The organism is Amycolatopsis sp. CA-230715 (assembly GCF_018736145.1).
Classification (GTDB): Bacteria; Actinomycetota; Actinomycetes; order Mycobacteriales; family Pseudonocardiaceae; genus Amycolatopsis.
In genome coordinates, this window is record NZ_CP059997.1 from 8,908,358 (window position 1) to 8,925,128 (window position 16,771).

The following is a 16,771-nucleotide window of genomic DNA, read 5'->3' on the forward strand; positions in this document are numbered from 1 at the left end:
CATGTCGAGTTCTCGTAAGACCAGCTCCGAAGTCACCTCAGTCGATGTCGTGGTCGTCGGCGCCGGGTTCGCCGGTCTGAGCGCCGCCGAGCGGCTCGTGAGCACAGGCAAGTCCGTCCTCGTCCTGGAAGGTCGCGACCGGGTCGGCGGCCGGTCGCTGTCCGGCGAGGTGGCGGGGGTGCGAGTCGATCTCGGCGCGACCTGGGTCGCCCGGCGGCACACGGCGATCCGCGATCTCGCGAGCCGCGCGGGGTGCACCACGACCAGCCAGTTCGCCCAAGGCCGCAACGTGCTGTGGATGGCCGGTAAGCGCCGTACTTACCAGAGCACGATTCCCAAGGTCTCGCCCGCGGCGCTGGTCGACATGGCCCGTGTGCAGCTGGCGCTGAACAAGCTGGTCGCGAGCATCGACGTCGAAGCGGCCTGGAACTCTCCGCGGGCCGGTCAGTTCGACGCGATCTCGTTCGGCGAATGGCTCGACCGGAAGCACGCGGCGCCGGCTACTCGTGCCTTGATGACCATCGTCAGCAAAGTGCAGTGGGGCTGCAGCCCGGGAGACGTCTCGCTGCTGCACGCGTTGCGCTACATCCGCGCGGCGGGCGGAGTCGACCACATGCTCGACGTGGAAGGCGGCCAGCAGCAGGAACGGTACGCCGAAACCACACAGGAGATCGCGAAGCGGGTCGCGGCGCAACTCGGCGACCGCGTCGTCCTCGGGACGCCGGTTCGCCGGATCACCCAGGACGACAACGGCGTCACGGTTCGCACCGATTCGGAAGAGATCAAGGCGAAGTACGCGATCGTCACCGTCGCGACGCCGCAACGCGCCGAGATCGAATTCCACCCGGCCCTGCCCGAACAGGCCGAAGGGCTCGCGAAAACCTGGCGCATGGGCGTATTGAGCAAGGCGTTCGTCGCCTACGAAAGGCCCTTCTGGCGGGACAACGGACTTTCGGGCGAGGGGCTGACCGACACCGGAACCGTGTTCATCACCTTCGACGTTTCGCCCGATGCCGACGGGCCAGGCGTGCTGATGGCGTTCTGCGACCCTCGCGTGTTCGACGGCTTCGGCCCCGAGCATCGACGCAGCAGGGTCATCCAGCAGCTCGTCCAGCTGTACGGCACACAATCGAGCGTCCCCATCGACTACCTGGACCATTGCTGGGGAGCGGAACCGTTCGCCCCAGGAGGCCCCAATCCGGCCGTCGCCCCCTACGCGACCACCAGCTACGGCCCCGCTCTCGCCGAACCGCACGGGCGCGTCCACTGGGCTGGCACGGAAACCGCGGGTGAGTGGGCGGGCACCATGAACGGTGCCGTCCTGACCGGCCAGCGCGCTGCCGAGCGCGTCGCGGCCGCGGTGGCGCGCGAGGTGTCGGTGTGATGAAGGACGTCCTCTTCCTGCTCGCCGATGTGTGGATGATCTTCGTCGGTTATTTCTTCGGCTGGAAATTCATCCGGCGCTACGGAAATTACCTGCTCGGTCTCGAATGGATGGTCGTCGCGACTTCGGGCAGCAACTTTCTCGTCTGGTCGTTGCTCGGCGCCAACGAGGGCAGTGTCCTTTACGGCGTCGCATATTTCTTCGACGCCTTTTCCCGGTCGGTCGGCATCACGCTCATCCTCGTCATGGGCTTGATGAAGGTCACCCGGCACTACAAGCCGAGCCTCGCCGTCGACATCGGCGTGTTCGCGCTCGCCACCGCGGCAGGGTTGTTCCTCCGGCATTTCCACGGCGAAGATCCGCGTGTCGACCACGGCGCGTTCGCTGTCGCCGCGTTCTACGTGGTGGCCAACCTCGCCACGACTGTCTTCCTGGCGTACTTCGCCAAGCGGCTCTGGGACATCGGCGCGAAATGGCCCGCGATCTGGACCGGCCTGGTGACCGCGGCCGCGACCACCATCGCGATCACCTACGACTTCTTCCCCTTCCCGTTCGACGACGCGAACCGCACGTACTTCTACACCGCCGCGCTGGCGACGTGGGGAACCCAGGGATTCGTCTACTTCTTCGCCTACCGCGCACTGCACAACCACAACGCGGCCTTGGACGCGAAGACAACGCTGAACGCGGGCGCGGCGTCATGACGGCGAATACGCGGTTGTAGGTCAGTATCGGGTGGTGTTTTCTCGGTAGGGGTTCCATTCTGGGGCGGTGAGGGTTGAAGAATCGGCATTTATGGACGAGGTGGTTGTTGATCCAGCAGATCTCAAGAAGGTCGCGGCGAGCACCATCGCGGGCACTGCAGGCGGTATCGCGGGTTGCTGGGCTGGTGGAGCGCTCGTTGGTGCTATCTCCGGTTCGGAGGCGCCCGGAGCAGGCACGATCGTCGGCGGTATCGTCGGCGGCGTGATCGGGACGATGGCAGCTACCGACGTCGTGGAATCGAGCATGGGCGATGGCTGATACCTCTACAAACGCTCCCGAACCGCAGCCAGAGGATGGCTCCGGCGCGTCGTCGGTGCCGCCCAAGCCCGACCCACAGACCGGGCTGCCGTTCCCGCCCCACGCTCCTACCTACATGGCAGGCGACAAGGAACTCCCGGAGCACGATCGCAATCGGGACACCACCCTGTCGAAGAAGCATCAACCGCCGCCAGGCCAGGGGCCGACCCTCGCCTGGTACCGAGCTAGCTCACGGAAAGCAGTGTTCGCGGCGATCGGCACGTTCGTACTGGTGACTGTTCTGCTGTTCGTCGCGCGGGGATTTGCCACCGACTGGCTCCACTTCTGGTGGGTCTGGGTCGCCGTCGGCGCCGCCGCCGTATTGGCCTACTTCATCACGAAGGTGGAAAACGCGGCTGCCGGTGCGGAGTGGGTCATGGAGAACAAAACCTGGGTGCGTACCTACGAACTGACAAAAATCAAGGCGTACACCTACAGCAACTCGCTGAATCTGCACCTGACCGATACCGGCGGCAGGAAACTGGAGATCAACATCTCCCGTCTCCAAGACGATCGCCGCATCTGGGATTTGACCTATAACGGCATCTTGCACTCAGTCGTCAACAACCGGGCTGATACCAACCAGCTTGCCCGTAGCGCCCTGAAGTTGCCGAAGACCGACTACAGCGTCGGGTAGGCCGTCGATCGGGCTCTCCCTTCACGAAGAGGCGCACCATCAAAGGTAGCCCTTACCTGAATTGGACAATCGCGATGCGATGTGTTTCTGGATCTCGTCGCTCCGGGTGCGGCGAGCCCGCCGGGTAGGTCAGTGTCGGGTGGTGTTTTCTCGGTAGGGGTTCCATTCTGGGGCGTTGGGGTCGAAGCACCGGCATTTGCGGACGAGGTGGTCGTTGACCCAGCAGATCGTGGCGTGTGTCTTCTGGGACTCGGTACGCGCAGATGGTGGAATGGTTCGTTTTTCCTTAGGTGTCATTGGTGGGCTCCGCTGCTTTGGCGCATCGCGGGCATGTCCGCGTGGTGAGGGAGATGCTGGGGCCGAAGGCGAGTTTGCAGGCGGATACGAGGGTGACGCCGTCGCGGTTGCGGAACACGGTGGTGATGAGGTGTTGTTGTCCGTCGTCGCAACTGGCCCAGGTCACGTCCGCACCTCGCGCACCATCGTGTGCGGTGTCTGCTGAGCCCACGCGATACACCTCTTGCACCCGTCGGTCAGAGCGGCCGGTGGCGGAATGTGGGTCATGGAAAGCAGCCATCGCGGGTGAAAGTCCAAAGGGGACTTATGCCCGAGAGGTTTCAGGAAGTTGACCTTCTCGTCGTTCAGTTCGACGACGAGGTACAGGTGAGACAGGTAGTCACCCTGATACCAGCGTGTGGTCACGCGAAAGCTCGGCGCGTCGCTCATAGCGGAGAGTGTCGGCCGGATGACAGAAAACGGCGGGTACAGCGACGTACCCGCCGTCAAGGGGTACGAACCGTACCCCGGTGAAGATCAGACGTTCAAGCCGATGCGCGTTGCCAAGGCCCGTGAGTCGCGTTCGACGAGGCGCCCGCCCGAGGTCACGAGCCAACTAGCGATCCCGCGTGAGAGCGGGTGGCAGGCCATTGACTCGGTACTGATACTCGTCGCCTTTTCCAGGACGGCAAGGGCGCTTGTCGCGTCGCCGCGCTGCTGGTAGGCCCGGCTTGTCTCCAGCCACAGGCGCGACCGACGGTCGATGGATGGGATGTCATCCGGGTTCATCTGGCTTGCGTACTCCAGCGCGGTCCCGCCCTTGCGAAGATCCACCTGGACCGAGACGCCGGTGAGAGCCGCGTTCGCCCGGCCGAAGAGGGTCCAGGGGTGGGCGTACTGCTCGGGGATGCGGTCGGCCATGGCCCCGGCGTCGTCGAGCCCTCGCAGGGCATCACCTTCGCGACCCATACGCGCGAGTGTGATGGATGCGTGCAGGCGACAGGAGCCCCATAGGGCGCGAGTGCTGTCCGGACCGTCGCCAAGCCACGGTTCGAGGAGCGCGGCACCGTCGTTGACGAGTGTCCACGCCTCTTCCTCGCGGCCGGTGGCGCGCCAGACGTTCCCGAGTACCCACGCGGCGGACGCCATGGTCTCCGGGTCGTCGGCCTGCTGTGCGGCGTCCATACAACGGTCGGCGGCGAGCCATAGCAGCGCCGAGTCGGAGACCCACGCCAGGATCTGTTCGGACAGGGCATAAGCGCCGGAGAGCGCTATGTATGCCTTGCGGCGGCCGCTCCCGTCGAGCATGCGAACCGCCCGGCGGCAGTCCCGGATCAGCTGGGGAAGCACGGCACCAGCAGCGGCACGGGGTGCAGGCGAGGTGTGCCAGAGCTGCCATGCTTCGGCCGTGCGCGTGAGTAGCGACTCTGGGTCCGGCGCCGGGCCTGGCGGCACTGACAGGACGGCCGCCTCGATCGCGTCCCGAAGGTCATCGACCACGGGGTGGCCGCTACGCCGTTCGAGCCCCATGCGGATTGTCTCGTCTCCGGTCAGCTCGGAGAGATCATGGACTCCGAGCACTTCGCCGAGCTTGATCAGCATGTGGATGTCGGGGGCACCTCGGCGACCGCGTTCAACGGCCTTCAGCCACTCCGTTGAGCGTCCGACGAGCCCGGCCACCACAGGTCGGCTCTTGCCCTTACGCTCGCGGATCATCTGAATCCGCTCGCCGATGCTCAAACCCTCAAGTTCGTCGGTCACCAGGACCACCCTCTTCGCGGTCGCCCCCTTCGCGTGCCCCCAGCCCGTCGACCGGAGGCGTTCCTTCGCGAAGAGGTGCCACCAGGGTAGCTCTTACCCGAATGGGTTAAACGTTATCGGTGGCTTCGACCGAATCGGTGGTTGCCGCTGACGCGGTAGGTCGGTGGTGGCCGAGGATCTCGTCGCCGCTGGGTTCACCACCGCTCAGGTGAGTTCGCCGGATAGGTAGGCGGCCCACAGTGCGGCGCGGCGCGGTTTGCCGCTGCTCGTTCTCGGGACCACTCCCGGTTTCGCGCGCAGCACCACGATGCGCACCCCGTCGAGATGCGGTCGCAGCAGCGCGGTCACCTCGTCCGAGGCGTCCCGCGCGCGTGGTCGTTCCAGTACCACTACGGCTTCCGGATGGCCGCGCGCGTGGCCGAGCGCGCATGCCGGGCGGTCCGGGAACACCGTAGAAACCAGCAGTTCCAGGTCTTCGGCGAAGACCGCCCGCCCTCTGACCTTCACACTGTCGCCGAACCGGCCGAGCGGGTACAGCTCACCGTCCAGCAGGTACCCGGCGTCACCGGTGCGCACGGCGGCGCCGAAGTCCTGACCGTCGACATACCCCGTGCCGACGCAGTCGCCGCCGACCACGATCTCGCCGACGTCCCCGTCGGGCACCGGAGACCCCGCACTGTCCACTATCGACACTCTGACGCCGGAAAGTGTTGTGCCGCAACCAGTTACTGCTGGCTCGCCGGGTGATTGGGCGTGCGTGCGCCAGCCGCGGCCGAGCGGGACCGCGGTGGCGGCGAGGGTCGCCTCGGCGAGCCCGTACGCGGGAAGGAGTGCTTCGGCGGCGAACCCGGCGGGGGAGAGCAGCGCGGTGAACCGCTCCAGCACCGCCGCGGAGACCCGTTCGGCACCTACGATGACGGCACGCCACGCGCGCAGATCGAGCCCGCGCACCTGCTCGGGCCGTACGCGGTCGGCGAGGTGGGCCAGGCCGAAGGCGGGCATCGCGGTCAGCCGCGCGCCTCCGGCGTCGAAGCATTCCAGGTAGCGCATCGGCCGCCGGACGAAGTCGCTCGGCGACAGCAGCCACAGATCGCTGCCGGTCACCACCGGGGCGAGCAGGCACCCGACCAGGCCCATGTCGTGGTGCACGGGCAACCAGGACGCGGTCGGATCCGCCGGGGTCATGCCGAGCCACCGCCGGATCGCGGCGAGGTTCGCGGCGAGCGCCGCGCGGGACACGCGCACCCCGCGGACCTTGCCGGTGCTGCCCGAGGTGAACTGCACGAGCGCCGGGACGTCGGGCAGCGTTCTCGGCCGGAAGTCCCGTTCTCCCACCACATCCGCGAACTCGTCACCACAGCGCACCACCACGGGCCGTGCCGTGTCCAGCACGGTGTCCAGGTGCCGCCGGTAGCTTTCGCGATCGCCGAACGCACTGGGCGGGGCGACCGGGCAGGCGGTGGCACCGGCGAGCAGCGTGCCGAACAGGTCGGCGACGAACTCCGGTCCACCGCGGCGGATCACGGCCACCACACCACCGGGCCGCACCCCGACGGCGCGCAATTCCGCCGCGGTTGCTTCGGCCCGCTGCGCGAGAGAGCGGTAGCTGTGGAAGTCCCAGCCCTGTTTCGGCAGGGCGAACCGGATACCGCGGTCGGCGGACGGGGCGGAGAGCCAGCGGAGGAGATCCGCCTCGCTCATCGCGGACGCGCTTCGAGCACCGGGAAAACCGGCGTGTGCACCGCATCGACGAGTTCGAACCCGGCGTCGTCGAGAAGGGCGCGCTGCTGCTCGACGCTGCGCGTGCCTCCGGCGCTCAGCGTGAACATCAGCATGTCGAGCCGTTTCGCCATCGCGGTGGAACCGGTGTCGCTGGCGCCTGCCTCGATGATGAACACGCGACCGCCGGGGTTCATCACCGCCCTGATCCGGCGCAGCACGCCCGCCGCTTCGGCGGGATCCCAGCTGTACAGGATCCGCTTGAGCACGTAGGCGTCCCCGCCTGCCGGGATCGGGTCGCTCCGGAAACTGCCGCCGATCACTTCGACCCGGTCGCCGACACCGGCGGTGGCGAACACGTCGGCCGAGTTCGCCACCACACCGGGCAGGTCGAACAGGACGCCGCGCATGCGCTTGAAGCGCCGCACCAGGTTCGCCAGCAGGCTCCCGTCGCCGCCGCCGACGTCGACCACGGTGCCGAACCGGGACCAGTCCGTCGCGCGCAGGATCGCCATCAGCTCCATCGAGGTGACCCCGCTCATCACGCCGTCGAACCGCTCGCCGTCCTCGGGGTGGCGGCTCAGGTACTCCCAGATCGGAATGCCGTGCACGGCGTCGAACGCGGGCTCGCCGGTGCGGATGGCGTGGTCGAGCCCTTCCATCCCGCGCGTGCACGCGACCGGGGACAGGAACACCTTGTGCGCGGAGTACGGGTGATCGGTGCGCAGGAGATCCGACATGGCGGTCTGACCGAACACCCGCGGCTCGGTTTCGGCGAAGATCTCGCGCGACGACAGGTAGCCCAGTGCCTTCGCCAGCGACGCTTCGTGCGTCCCGGTCTCGGCGGCGAGTTCGCCGATCGGCTTCGGCCCGTCCGCGAGCGCGTCGGCGACGCCGAGCAGGCACACCGCGCGGATCGTGTACGGGAGCAGGTAGTCACCCAGTTCCAGCAACCGGAGAATCGCGTCCGGGTCGAGCGGTGTTCTTCTCGTGACCACCTGGTCAGCCTCCTCGGGTTCGTGCGGTGGTGCGGATGTGCACCGGTCAGTCGCGCTCGAGGCTCGCGTCGAAATCGGCGCGCAGCCGTTTGGGCGCGAGGTGGCGCCAGGCGTCGGTCAGCAGTTCCCCGACCTGTTCGGCGTCGATCTCGGAGAGGGTGACCAGCGTCCACCCGCGCCGTCCCCACGCACCGGGCGCGGGGTGGAACGCGTCGGGGTTCTCGGCGAGCAGTTCCGCTTGCTCGTCCGGCGTGAGCCGCACGGTGAGCGTGGTTTCGCCGGGCAGCGCGGCGAAGATCTTGTTCCGGATCCGGAAGTCGGCGTTCTCGAAGTGCTGGCTTTCCACGGCATCCGGGAGGCTCAGCGCCAGTTTGCGGGCGTCGTCCTGGGTCGCCATCGACATTCCTTTCGGCTTCGGCCGCCCCGTGGCGGTCCGCCAGAATTCTCGGCGCATTCTGGCATGATCGGAAAATTGCCCACCGGGATCACCCGAATGCCGGGTAGGTCGCTTGTGTTCTCGTGTTCACTGCCAATATTCTGCACGACGGTTGTCGCCGACAATACTAGATACGAGGGGTTCGAGATGGCTGCCGACGAAACCGAGGCCCCACCCGCCGAGGCGGGGACGACGCCGGTGGCGGGGCGGCGCCGGGCGCTCGCGCTCGTCGTCGTGCTGCTCGGCATGCTGCTCGACCTGCTCGACATCACGATCGTCAACGTGGCGCTGCCGTCCATCCAGCGCGGGCTCGGCATGGACGGTGCCGCCGTGCAGTGGGTGGTCGCGTCCTACACGCTGGCCTTCGCCGCGACGCTGATCCTCGGCGGCAGGCTGGGCGACCTGTTCGGCATGCGGCGCATGTTCCTGATCGGCATCGTGGCCTTCGCGACGGTGTCGGCGCTGGCTGGCCTGGCGCAGAACCCCGAGCAGCTCATCGTGCTCCGGTTCGTGCAGGGCGCCGCCGGTGCGGTGATGGTGCCGCAGGTGTACTCGCTGATCCAGGTGATGTACGCGCCGGACGAACGGCCGAAGGCATGGGCAGGGCTGAGCGCGGTGCTGGCGATCGGCACCGTCGGCGGCCCGCTCGTCGGCGCGCTGATCACCACCGCCGACATCGCGGGCCTCGGCTGGCGGGGGGTGTTCCTGGTCAACGTGCCGCTCGGCATCTTCGCCGTGGTGACCGCGCTCAAGGTGATCCCGGTGGTGCGCGGCGACTCCGCGCGCAAGCTCGACATCCCCGCCGCGATGCTCGCGTTCGTCGCGTTGCTGTGCGTGGTTTTCCCACTGGTGCAAGGTCGTGAACTCGATTGGCCGGCCTGGGTGTTCGTGATGTTCGGGGTCGGCGTGGCGCTGCTCGTGATCTTCGTCCAGTACCAGCGCAGGCGCACCGCGGACCCGCTGGTGCCGATGTCGTTGTTCCGGATCCGCTCGTTCGTCGGCGGCATGCTGGTGTCGTTCTTCTTCATGGGCGGCGTGATGGCGTTCTTCCTGTTCATCACGCTCCACCTGCAACTCGGCGAGGGGTACTCGGTGCTGCGGGCGGGCTTCGCCGGTCTGCCGTGGGACGTCGCGGTGCCGCTTTTCGGTGCGCTGTCGGCGAAGTGGATCGGCCCGAAGCTGGGCCGCACCGGGATGCAGCTCGGTCTCGTGCTGCTGATCGGCACGATGCTGCTCTTCATGTGGATCATCGACACCCAGGACGACGTGAGCCTGTTCCTGCTGTGGCCGCCGATGTTCCTCGGTGGCGTCGGCATGGGTTTGGCGTTCACGCAGGTGATGGCCTACGCGCTCAACGACGTCCCGATGGAGAACGCCGGAGCCGCGTCCGGTGTGGTCAACACGGTCTACCAGGTCGGTGTCTCGCTCGGCATCGCGGCGTGCGGCACGTTGCTGTTCGCACTGCTCGCGGGCAACGCGCAGCCTTCCGCGGACTCGGTGGAACCGGGCCTCCGGGCGAGCCTCGCCGAAGCTGGTATCTCGGGTCCGGCCGCGGACAACGCGGTCACCGGGTTCCGCGACTGCTTCGCTGAACGGATGCGGCTTTCCGAACCGGAAGCCATGCCGCCGCAGTGCGTCGCGCTGCAGGAGCTGCCGCCCGATGCGGCGGGGCCGATCGCGGCGCACGACAAGATCGCGCTACGGGAGAGCTTCCAGAGCGCGACGGTCGGTACGCTGTGGACCCAGATCGGGCTGTTCGCCGCCGCGTTCGGCGCGACCTGCCTGCTCCCACGCCGAGTCGAACAGCACTAGACAGGGGACCTCGCACTGCCGGACAACGATCAGCGACCTTTGACGCACGCCTGGCGGATCGAGGAACGCGAGTACCAGCGCCAGCAGGAGCGGCGCGGTCGGCGGTACGCCTACGAACACCTCGTTCCCGCGCGGACCGCGCTCGTCGTGCTCGACATGGTGCCGCTCTTCGTGGCCGATTCCCCGTACGCACTGGGCATCGTCGGCAACATCGCACGGTTGGCGGCCGGTCTGCGCGCGGCCGGTGGCACGGTGGCGTGGATCCTGCCCGCCGGGCTGCCCGCGCGCGAGGAGTTCTTCGGCCCGCGCGTCGCCGCGGAGTTCGGCCGGAACGCCAAGCTCTGGCCCGCCTTCGAGAGCCGCGATGAGGACATCGTCGCGGAGAAGACCGCGGCGAGTGCGTTCTTCCCCGGCCGGTGCCCGCTTCCCGGCCTGCTCGAAGAACGGGGCATCGACACGGTTTTGATCACCGGCACGGTCACGAACGTGTGCTGCGAATCCTCCGCCCGCGACGCGGCCACCCTGGGCTACCGCGTGGTCATGGTGGCCGACGCCAACGCGGCCCGCCGCGACGAGGACCACAACGCCACGCTCCACACGATCTACCGGAGCTTCGGCGACGTACGGCCCACCGCGGACATCCTCGAACTCATCGCAGATCCTCGCTCGAAAGTGCCTCGCGAGCGTTGATCCACGCTGCGTACGCTGGGGCGATCTGCGCACGTTGTTGTTGCGAAGGCCGCGTTTGGGGCACTCAGTGCCGTCATGGTGGCCATCAGGGATGCGGGTCGCGGCGCGGTGGTGGTCCCCGAAGGTGACCTTCGGGGACCCTCGCGCCACTTTCTCGGCCCTCGCAGGCACGCGGGCAGTGCCGCGCATGCCCCGAAGGTGACCTTCGGGGCGCTCAACGCTGCATATCCACCCCTCGCGCGCTCGACTCCCGCGGCGCGCCTGCGCCGAAAGTGATCTTCGGGGGGCAAGCTCCCCGAAGATCACAGTGCTGGCGTGTGGATGGCGGTGCCGCCGCTGTGGCGTGGTGGCTGGCGAGTGTGCGGAAGTCCCCGAAGGTGACCCTCGGGGCGCCTAGCGCCACTTTTCTCACTCTCGTGACGGGCGGGCCCCGCTTGCCGGTGCCCCGAAAGTGGCTTTCGGGGCGCTGGATTCCCTGAAGGTCACTTTCGGGGCACGCGAGCGCCCCGGCTACAAGCCGAATCGTTCATTTACGGAGGGCGGACCGCTTCGCACGGCGGCACGGCGAGCGGCACCGCCGCCGAGAAGCCAGGATCTACTCGGGTTTGCGCACCACCATGACGGTGTAGCCGAGGTGCTCGCGCTGGATCCGGCCCAGCTTGGGGAAATCGTCGTCCACCTCGGAGGCGAACTCCTCGCCGTAGCGGGCGACGATCGCCGGGCGGTTGCCGAGGTAGTTCTCCCCGACGTGGTGGAGCGTGGTGCGCACCTTGGCGGTGAGGTCGTGCTCCTCGACGACGGTGAACCCGGCGTCCCGCACCGTTTCGTGGTAGCGCGGGAGGTCGAACAGCGAGCTCATCATCCAGCAGGTGAACAGCAGGTCCTTGTCGTCGGCTGCCAGTGGTGACAGCTCGACGACATCGCTGAGGATCAGCCGCCCGCCGGGGCGGAGTACGCGTTTGATCTCCTTCATCGCCGAGCCGCGGTCGGTCATGTGCGAGAAGCATTCGAGCGCCCATGCGGCGTCGAAGGAGTCGTCCTCGTAGGGGAGCTTCATCGCGTCGGCGACGGAAAAGGAGACCCGGTCCGCCACCCCGCGTTCGGCGGCGAACGCGTTGGCGTTGTCGAGCTGCTTCTCGCTGACGTCGACCGCGGTGACCTCCACCGGCGTGCTTTCGGCGTACAGCACCACGGGCCTGCCGTTGCCGTAGCCGACGTCGAGGAGCCGTTGGCCCGCGGTGAGCCCGGTGACGTCGCCGATGAACCGGGTCATCCGATCCTGCGCCTCGGTGATCGACGAAGTGTCGTTCTCCGACCACAGCCCCATGTGGATGCTGTCGCCGAAGGTCAGCCGGGTGAACTCGGTGAGGTCGTCGTAGTACGCGCCGACGTCCTCTCCGGCCTGGTCGATCGTGTCGGACATGTCGATCCTTTCCGCGAAACGAGCTGCGATCTAGGTTCTTGTTTTCACCGGTGCCACCATACGCGGTGACCTCGACAGCGCGGGAGAGGGAAAACTAGTATCTTGGTTCATGGCGGTTGGTGTGCTCCCGAGGTTCGACCCGTCCGATCCCGCCGTGTTCGGCGATCCCTACCCGGCGTACGCCCAACTTCGGGCCGCGGGTCCGCTGGCGCGCGGGCTCGGCGGGCAGTGGGTGCTCTCCGGGCACGCGGAGATCTCGGCGGTGAGCAGGGACCGCCGGATGACCAAACTCCTGCCGCCCGGGTACTACGAGTCGTTGATGGGGATCGGCCCGGCCAGCGCCTTCCTGATCCGGATGCAGGAGCTGTTCCACAACCGCGCGGTGACCCGCCTGCTCGGCAGGGCGTTCACCGGCCGGTTCACGCCGCAGCTCACCGAACATGCGCTGACCGTCGCCCGTGGCCTGCTGGCCCCCGCCGCTCGTGACGGCCGGTTCGACGCCGTTCGCGACGTGGGTGTGCCGCTCCCGGTCGAGGTGGTGTGCGAGCTGTTCGGCGTGCCGGAGCGGGACAGGGAGCTGTTCCGCACCAGCGTGGCCGCGATGGTGGCCGCGTTCAACGACAGCGTGCTCACCGCCGATCCCGAGGTGCTGGCGGCCAGGCGCGCGGCGGCGGACGCGGGCGTGACCGCGCTTCGCGCCTGCCTCGCGCCGCTGGTCGACCGGGCGAGGTCGGAAAAGGGCACGGATGTGTTGTCAGTACTGGCTTCCCACCTCGGCGACGACGGGGACCCGCTCGCCGACGACGTCGTGATCGACAGCGTGATCATGTCCTGCTACGCCGGTTTCGAGACGGCGATGGCGATGATCACCACTGGTCTGGCCGTGCTCGCGGGGAAACCGGGGGAGTGGGCGAAGCTCCGCGCGCGGCCCGATCTCGTGCCGACTGCGGTCGAGGAGTTCGTCCGGTACGACGCGCCGATCCAGATCGGGGTGCGCCGGGTGCTGGAGACGGTGGAGATCGGCGGCAGGTCGATCCGGCCAGGCAGACTGCTCGTGCTATTGCTCGGCTCGGCCAACCGCGACGAACGGGTGTTCCAGCGACCGTCCGAATTGGACGTGACGCGGAGCCCGAACCCGCACGTCGCCTACGGCGGTGGTGCGTACGCCTGCCTCGGCGCCGCGTTGGCGAGGTTGGAGGGCGCGGTGGTGCTGCGCGCGATGCTGGAGGCCTTCACCGCGATCGCCCCCGGCGGCCCGCCGGTGCGGTTGCCGCGGTTCAATTTCCGCACCTACTCCAGCGTTCCGCTCGAGGTGACCGCCGCAGCTGGATGGTCCAGCTGAGTAGTCCGGAAAGCGGGTTGTCACGGGAGAACGATCCGAGGATATTGGTCCGGAAGTACCGCGATGACCGTCGATCGCGCGGAGCCACCGGAAAATCGGAGCAGAGGCCGTGTCGCTCGTCAGCGTGCACAACGAGTGGGATCCGCTGGAAGAAGTGATCGTGGGCATCGCGGACGGTGCCCGGGTTCCTTCTCCTGACATCGGCCTTTTCGCCCTCGACTACGCCGAGCACGAAGAAGACCTGGAGGACATCCCGACCGGTCCCTACGACGCCCGCGTCATCGAGGAGGCGAACGAGGACCTGGAAGGGTTCGCCGAGCTGCTGCGCGCCGAGGGCGTGACGGTCCGGCGGCCCGCCGTGACGGATCACGCCAAGGGTTTCGGCACACCGGACTGGACCTCGGACGGCGAATACAACTACTGCCCGCGCGACGTCCTGCTGGCGATCGGCGAAACGGTCATCGAGACGCCGATGGTGCTGCGGTCCCGCTACTTCGAGCCCTACGCGTACCGCGAAATCCTGCTCGACTACTTCCGCAGCGGCGCGAACTGGATTTCGGCGCCGAAACCCCGGCTGCTCGACGAAACCTACACCGTGCGTCCCGAGCGGGGTTCGGTGCTGAACAACCATGAACCGCTCTTCGACGCCGCGAACGTCCTCCGGATCGGCAAGGACATCGCATACTTGGTCTCCGGCAGCGGGAACGAGCTCGGCGGCGAGTGGTTGCGGCGGGTGCTCGGCGACGAATACCGGGTCCACCCGATCACCGGTGTCTACGACGGCACCCACATCGACACCACGATCACGCTCGTCCGGCCGGGGCTCGTCGTGCTCAACCCCGAGCGGATCCGCGAAGACCAGGTGCCCCGGATCTTCGCGAGCTGGGACGTGCTCTGGTGCCCGGAGAACGTCGACACCGGATACGCGTTTCCGTACCCGCGCGCGTCGATCTGGCAGAGCGGGCTGAACTTCGTCATGGTCAGGCCGGATCTGGCGGTGGTCAACGACCTCCAGCGCCCGCTCATCCGCGCGCTGGAGAAGAAGCACGTCACCGTCGCCCCGCTGCCGATGCGCCACGCGCGCACGCTCACCGGCGGGTTCCACTGCGTGTCCCTCGACGTGCGGCGGACCGGGTCGCTCGAGGACTACAGCTGACTCTCATGATCCTGCTGGCGGTGGCCAGCGCTTGCGCTTATGGCATCGCCGACTTCCTTGGCGGAACGGCTTCGCGCAAGGCGAACGTGTTCCGGGTGGTCGCGGTGAGCGCGCCGGCCAGCCTGCTGGTCGAGGTCCTGCTCCTGCCCCTGCTGGGCGCGCGGTGGAACGCGGGTTCCCTCGGCTGGGGCGCGGCCTCGGGTGTCGCGTCCGCGTTCGGCTTCGCGCTGTTCTACTACGCGCTGGCCATCGGGCCGATGACGATCATGGCCCCGATCACCGCGATCGTGTCCGCCGCGCTGCCGGTGGTGGTCGGCCTCGCGGAGGGCGAACGCCTGTCCGCGGCCGCGATCGCGGGGCTGCCGGTCGCCGGGTGCGCGATCGTGCTGGTGACTGTCAAACGGGATGTCGCGATGGTGGCGATTTCCCGCCGGGCGTTCGTGGTCGCCTGCCTTGCCGGATGCGCGATCGCGCTCCAGCTCGTCATGCTGGACCAGGCGCCGCACGACAGCGGGATCGCGCCACTGGTGGTCGGTCGCTCGGTCAGCAGCGTCATCCTGCTCGCCACGGCGATCGCGATGCGCCGCCGGATCGGCCCCGGCCGTCCGCCGATGGCAGTGGCCGCCGGCGCGGGGTGCCTGGACTCGCTGGCGAACCTGTTCTTCCTCCTGGCCGCTCGTGCCGGTCTGCTCAGCATCAGCGCGGCGATCGTCGCGCTCTACCCGGTGTCGACGGTGATTCTCGCCAGGGTGGTGCTGAAGGAGCACATCAGCGGGACGCAGTGGGTCGGCCTGACCACCGCGGTCGTCGGTGTCGCCCTGCTGGCCCAGGCGTGAGTGGGTCTATGCGTTGAGCCGCAACGGAAGCCGGGCGTAGGAGCGCAGGTTGGCGTGTTGCCTGCGGACTGGTTCGCCCTCGGTGGTCCAGGAACCGGAGTGCGCGACCATGCGTTCGAACACGGTGGTGCCGACCAATCTGGCCAGCGCCGAACCGAGGCAGTGGTGCAGCCCGCCGCCGAACCCGAGATGCGGGTTGGGGGAGCGGGTGACGTCGAGTTCTTCCGGCCGCTCGAACACGGCTTCGTCGCGGTTGGCGGCGCCGAGCAGCAGCCGCACCGCCCGCCCCGGCCGGACCTTCCGGCCGCCGAGCACGATCGGCTCCTTCGCCAGCCTGGTGGTGCTCTGGATCGGCGCGTCGTAGCGCAGGAACTCCTCGATTCCCGTGTGGACGGTGCGGGGATCGGCGTGCAGCAGCGCCAGCTGGTCCGGATGGCGCAGCAGTGCGGCGCAGCCGTTGGACACCAGGCCCATGCTGGTTTCCACCCCGGCGTGCAGCACGAACAGCACGTTGTCCACGAAGTCGGCGTCGTGCAGGCTTTCCGGGTCCTCGCCGCGGGCGCGCATGGTGGACAGCGGGTTGCCCGCGGCGCTGGCCCTGCCGTCGTCCAGCAGCCGCTGCACGTAGTCGCGCAGCCAGGGCAGCCCGGAGTTCATCGCCTCGATGTCGGCGGCGGTGCGGTTGGGCACGTCGAACGCGCGGTTGAGGGTGGCCACCCTGGTCCACACGTCGTGCTGGTCCGCCTCCGGCACGCCGATCAGCGCGCAGATCACCAGTACCGGCAACGGAACCCCGAGATCCTCGACGACGTCGACGGGCTCACCGTCGAGCGCGGGCGCCAGCAGGCGGTCGGCGTGCTCCGAGACGTATTCGCGCAGGCGGCGCACCGAGGGCTCGGCGAACGCCTGGCTCAGGTAGCGGCGCAAGCCGGTGTGCGCGGGCGGATTCCTGGTCAGCATGATGCGTTCGAGGAAGTCGACGGCGGGGCTGTCCGGCAGGGAAAGCCGGGCGTACTCGCCGGGGAACTCGCTGGAGAGCCGGGAATCCCGCAGCAGAGCCGAAACGTCCGCGTGCCGCGGTACCAGCCATTCGCCGAACCTGGCGCGGACCAGCGGGCCGTCCTCGCGGAGGGCGCGGTAGATCGGGTACGGGTCGTCTTCGCTGCCGAACAGCAGGGCGTTGAGCGGGGCCACGGAACCAGATACTAGTTTCTTCGCTGCCGCCAAGGAACTCGTATC

17 protein-coding genes are annotated in these 16,771 nt (G+C 68.1%); 9 read left to right on the forward strand and 8 right to left on the reverse strand.

The genetic code is table 11. The features are described 5' to 3' along the window. Position 1 precedes the first annotated feature (1 nt). From HUW46_RS41615 to HUW46_RS41630, 4 genes are all read left to right on the forward strand, one after another. The gene (locus HUW46_RS41615; protein ID WP_215544147.1) at positions 2-1,384 is read left to right on the forward strand and encodes a flavin monoamine oxidase family protein; all 1,383 of its coding nucleotides are present in this window, start codon (positions 2-4) and stop codon (positions 1,382-1,384) included. Beyond that, positions 1,384-2,088 carry a transporter gene (locus HUW46_RS41620; RefSeq protein WP_215544148.1) on the forward strand — a complete coding sequence of 235 codons (705 nt, stop codon included), beginning with the start codon at positions 1,384-1,386 and terminating at the stop codon, positions 2,086-2,088. Before HUW46_RS41615 ends, HUW46_RS41620 begins: the two co-directional genes overlap by 1 nt. Positions 2,089-2,155: 67 nt before the next feature. Then, the gene (locus tag HUW46_RS41625) at positions 2,156-2,407 is read left to right on the forward strand and encodes a hypothetical protein (RefSeq protein ID WP_215544149.1); all 252 of its coding nucleotides are present in this window, start codon (positions 2,156-2,158) and stop codon (positions 2,405-2,407) included. Continuing rightward, on the forward strand, positions 2,400-3,083 hold the full coding sequence (locus HUW46_RS41630; protein WP_215544150.1) for a hypothetical protein: 684 nt from the start codon (positions 2,400-2,402) through the stop codon (positions 3,081-3,083). The genes HUW46_RS41625 and HUW46_RS41630 overlap by 8 nt, the downstream gene beginning before the upstream one ends. Positions 3,084-3,369: 286 nt before the next feature. On the opposite strand, the gene HUW46_RS41635 is transcribed toward HUW46_RS41630, so the two are convergent. From HUW46_RS41635 to HUW46_RS41660, 6 genes are all read right to left on the reverse strand, one after another. Next, positions 3,370-3,546, reverse strand: a complete 177-nt coding sequence (locus HUW46_RS41635; protein ID WP_215544151.1) for a hypothetical protein — start codon at positions 3,544-3,546, stop codon at positions 3,370-3,372. Continuing rightward, positions 3,543-3,809: a hypothetical protein gene (locus HUW46_RS41640; RefSeq protein ID WP_215544152.1), complete on the reverse strand. Its 267-nt coding sequence runs from the start codon at positions 3,807-3,809 to the stop codon at positions 3,543-3,545. The genes HUW46_RS41635 and HUW46_RS41640 overlap by 4 nt, the downstream gene beginning before the upstream one ends. Positions 3,810-3,896: 87 nt before the next feature. After that, positions 3,897-5,120, reverse strand: coding sequence for a helix-turn-helix domain-containing protein (locus HUW46_RS41645; protein ID WP_254125481.1), 1,224 nt, complete (start codon positions 5,118-5,120; stop codon positions 3,897-3,899). Between the two features lie 204 nt (positions 5,121-5,324). After that, on the reverse strand, positions 5,325-6,821 hold the full coding sequence (locus tag HUW46_RS41650) for an AMP-binding protein (RefSeq protein WP_215544153.1): 1,497 nt from the start codon (positions 6,819-6,821) through the stop codon (positions 5,325-5,327). Further along, on the reverse strand, positions 6,818-7,837 hold the full coding sequence (locus HUW46_RS41655) for a methyltransferase (RefSeq protein ID WP_215544154.1): 1,020 nt from the start codon (positions 7,835-7,837) through the stop codon (positions 6,818-6,820). The genes HUW46_RS41650 and HUW46_RS41655 overlap by 4 nt, the downstream gene beginning before the upstream one ends. Positions 7,838-7,883: 46 nt before the next feature. Further along, the gene (locus HUW46_RS41660; RefSeq protein WP_215544155.1) at positions 7,884-8,234 is read right to left on the reverse strand and encodes an MmcQ/YjbR family DNA-binding protein; all 351 of its coding nucleotides are present in this window, start codon (positions 8,232-8,234) and stop codon (positions 7,884-7,886) included. Positions 8,235-8,420: 186 nt separating this feature from the next. Here HUW46_RS41660 and HUW46_RS41665 point away from each other — a divergent pair, with 186 nt between their 5' ends. Further along, positions 8,421-10,085, forward strand: coding sequence for an MFS transporter (locus HUW46_RS41665; protein ID WP_215544156.1), 1,665 nt, complete (start codon positions 8,421-8,423; stop codon positions 10,083-10,085). A gap of 39 nt (positions 10,086-10,124) precedes the next feature. After that, positions 10,125-10,775 (forward strand): isochorismatase family cysteine hydrolase, encoded by a 651-nt coding sequence (locus tag HUW46_RS41670; RefSeq protein WP_215544157.1) that lies wholly within the window; start codon positions 10,125-10,127, stop codon positions 10,773-10,775. Positions 10,776-11,370: 595 nt separating this feature from the next. Here HUW46_RS41670 and HUW46_RS41675 read toward each other — a convergent pair. Further along, positions 11,371-12,198, reverse strand: coding sequence for a class I SAM-dependent methyltransferase (locus HUW46_RS41675; RefSeq protein ID WP_215544158.1), 828 nt, complete (start codon positions 12,196-12,198; stop codon positions 11,371-11,373). 109 nt (positions 12,199-12,307) lie between these two features. On the opposite strand from HUW46_RS41675, the gene HUW46_RS41680 reads away from it, so the two are divergent. The 3 genes from HUW46_RS41680 to HUW46_RS41690 all read left to right on the forward strand — a co-directional run bounded on the left by HUW46_RS41680 (position 12,308) and on the right by HUW46_RS41690 (position 15,532). Next, positions 12,308-13,540, forward strand: coding sequence for a cytochrome P450 (locus tag HUW46_RS41680; RefSeq protein WP_215544159.1), 1,233 nt, complete (start codon positions 12,308-12,310; stop codon positions 13,538-13,540). Between the two features lie 109 nt (positions 13,541-13,649). Beyond that, entirely contained in the window at positions 13,650-14,696 is a 1,047-nt protein-coding gene (locus HUW46_RS41685) for an inosamine-phosphate amidinotransferase 1 (RefSeq protein ID WP_215544160.1), read from the forward strand. Between the two features lie 5 nt (positions 14,697-14,701). Continuing rightward, complete coding sequence (locus HUW46_RS41690) at positions 14,702-15,532, forward strand: DMT family transporter (protein WP_215544161.1); 831 nt, start codon at positions 14,702-14,704, stop codon at positions 15,530-15,532. 6 nt (positions 15,533-15,538) lie between these two features. Here HUW46_RS41690 and HUW46_RS41695 read toward each other — a convergent pair whose 3' ends face one another. Then, positions 15,539-16,726, reverse strand: a complete 1,188-nt coding sequence (locus tag HUW46_RS41695; RefSeq protein ID WP_215544162.1) for a cytochrome P450 — start codon at positions 16,724-16,726, stop codon at positions 15,539-15,541. Positions 16,727-16,771 lie beyond the last annotated feature (45 nt).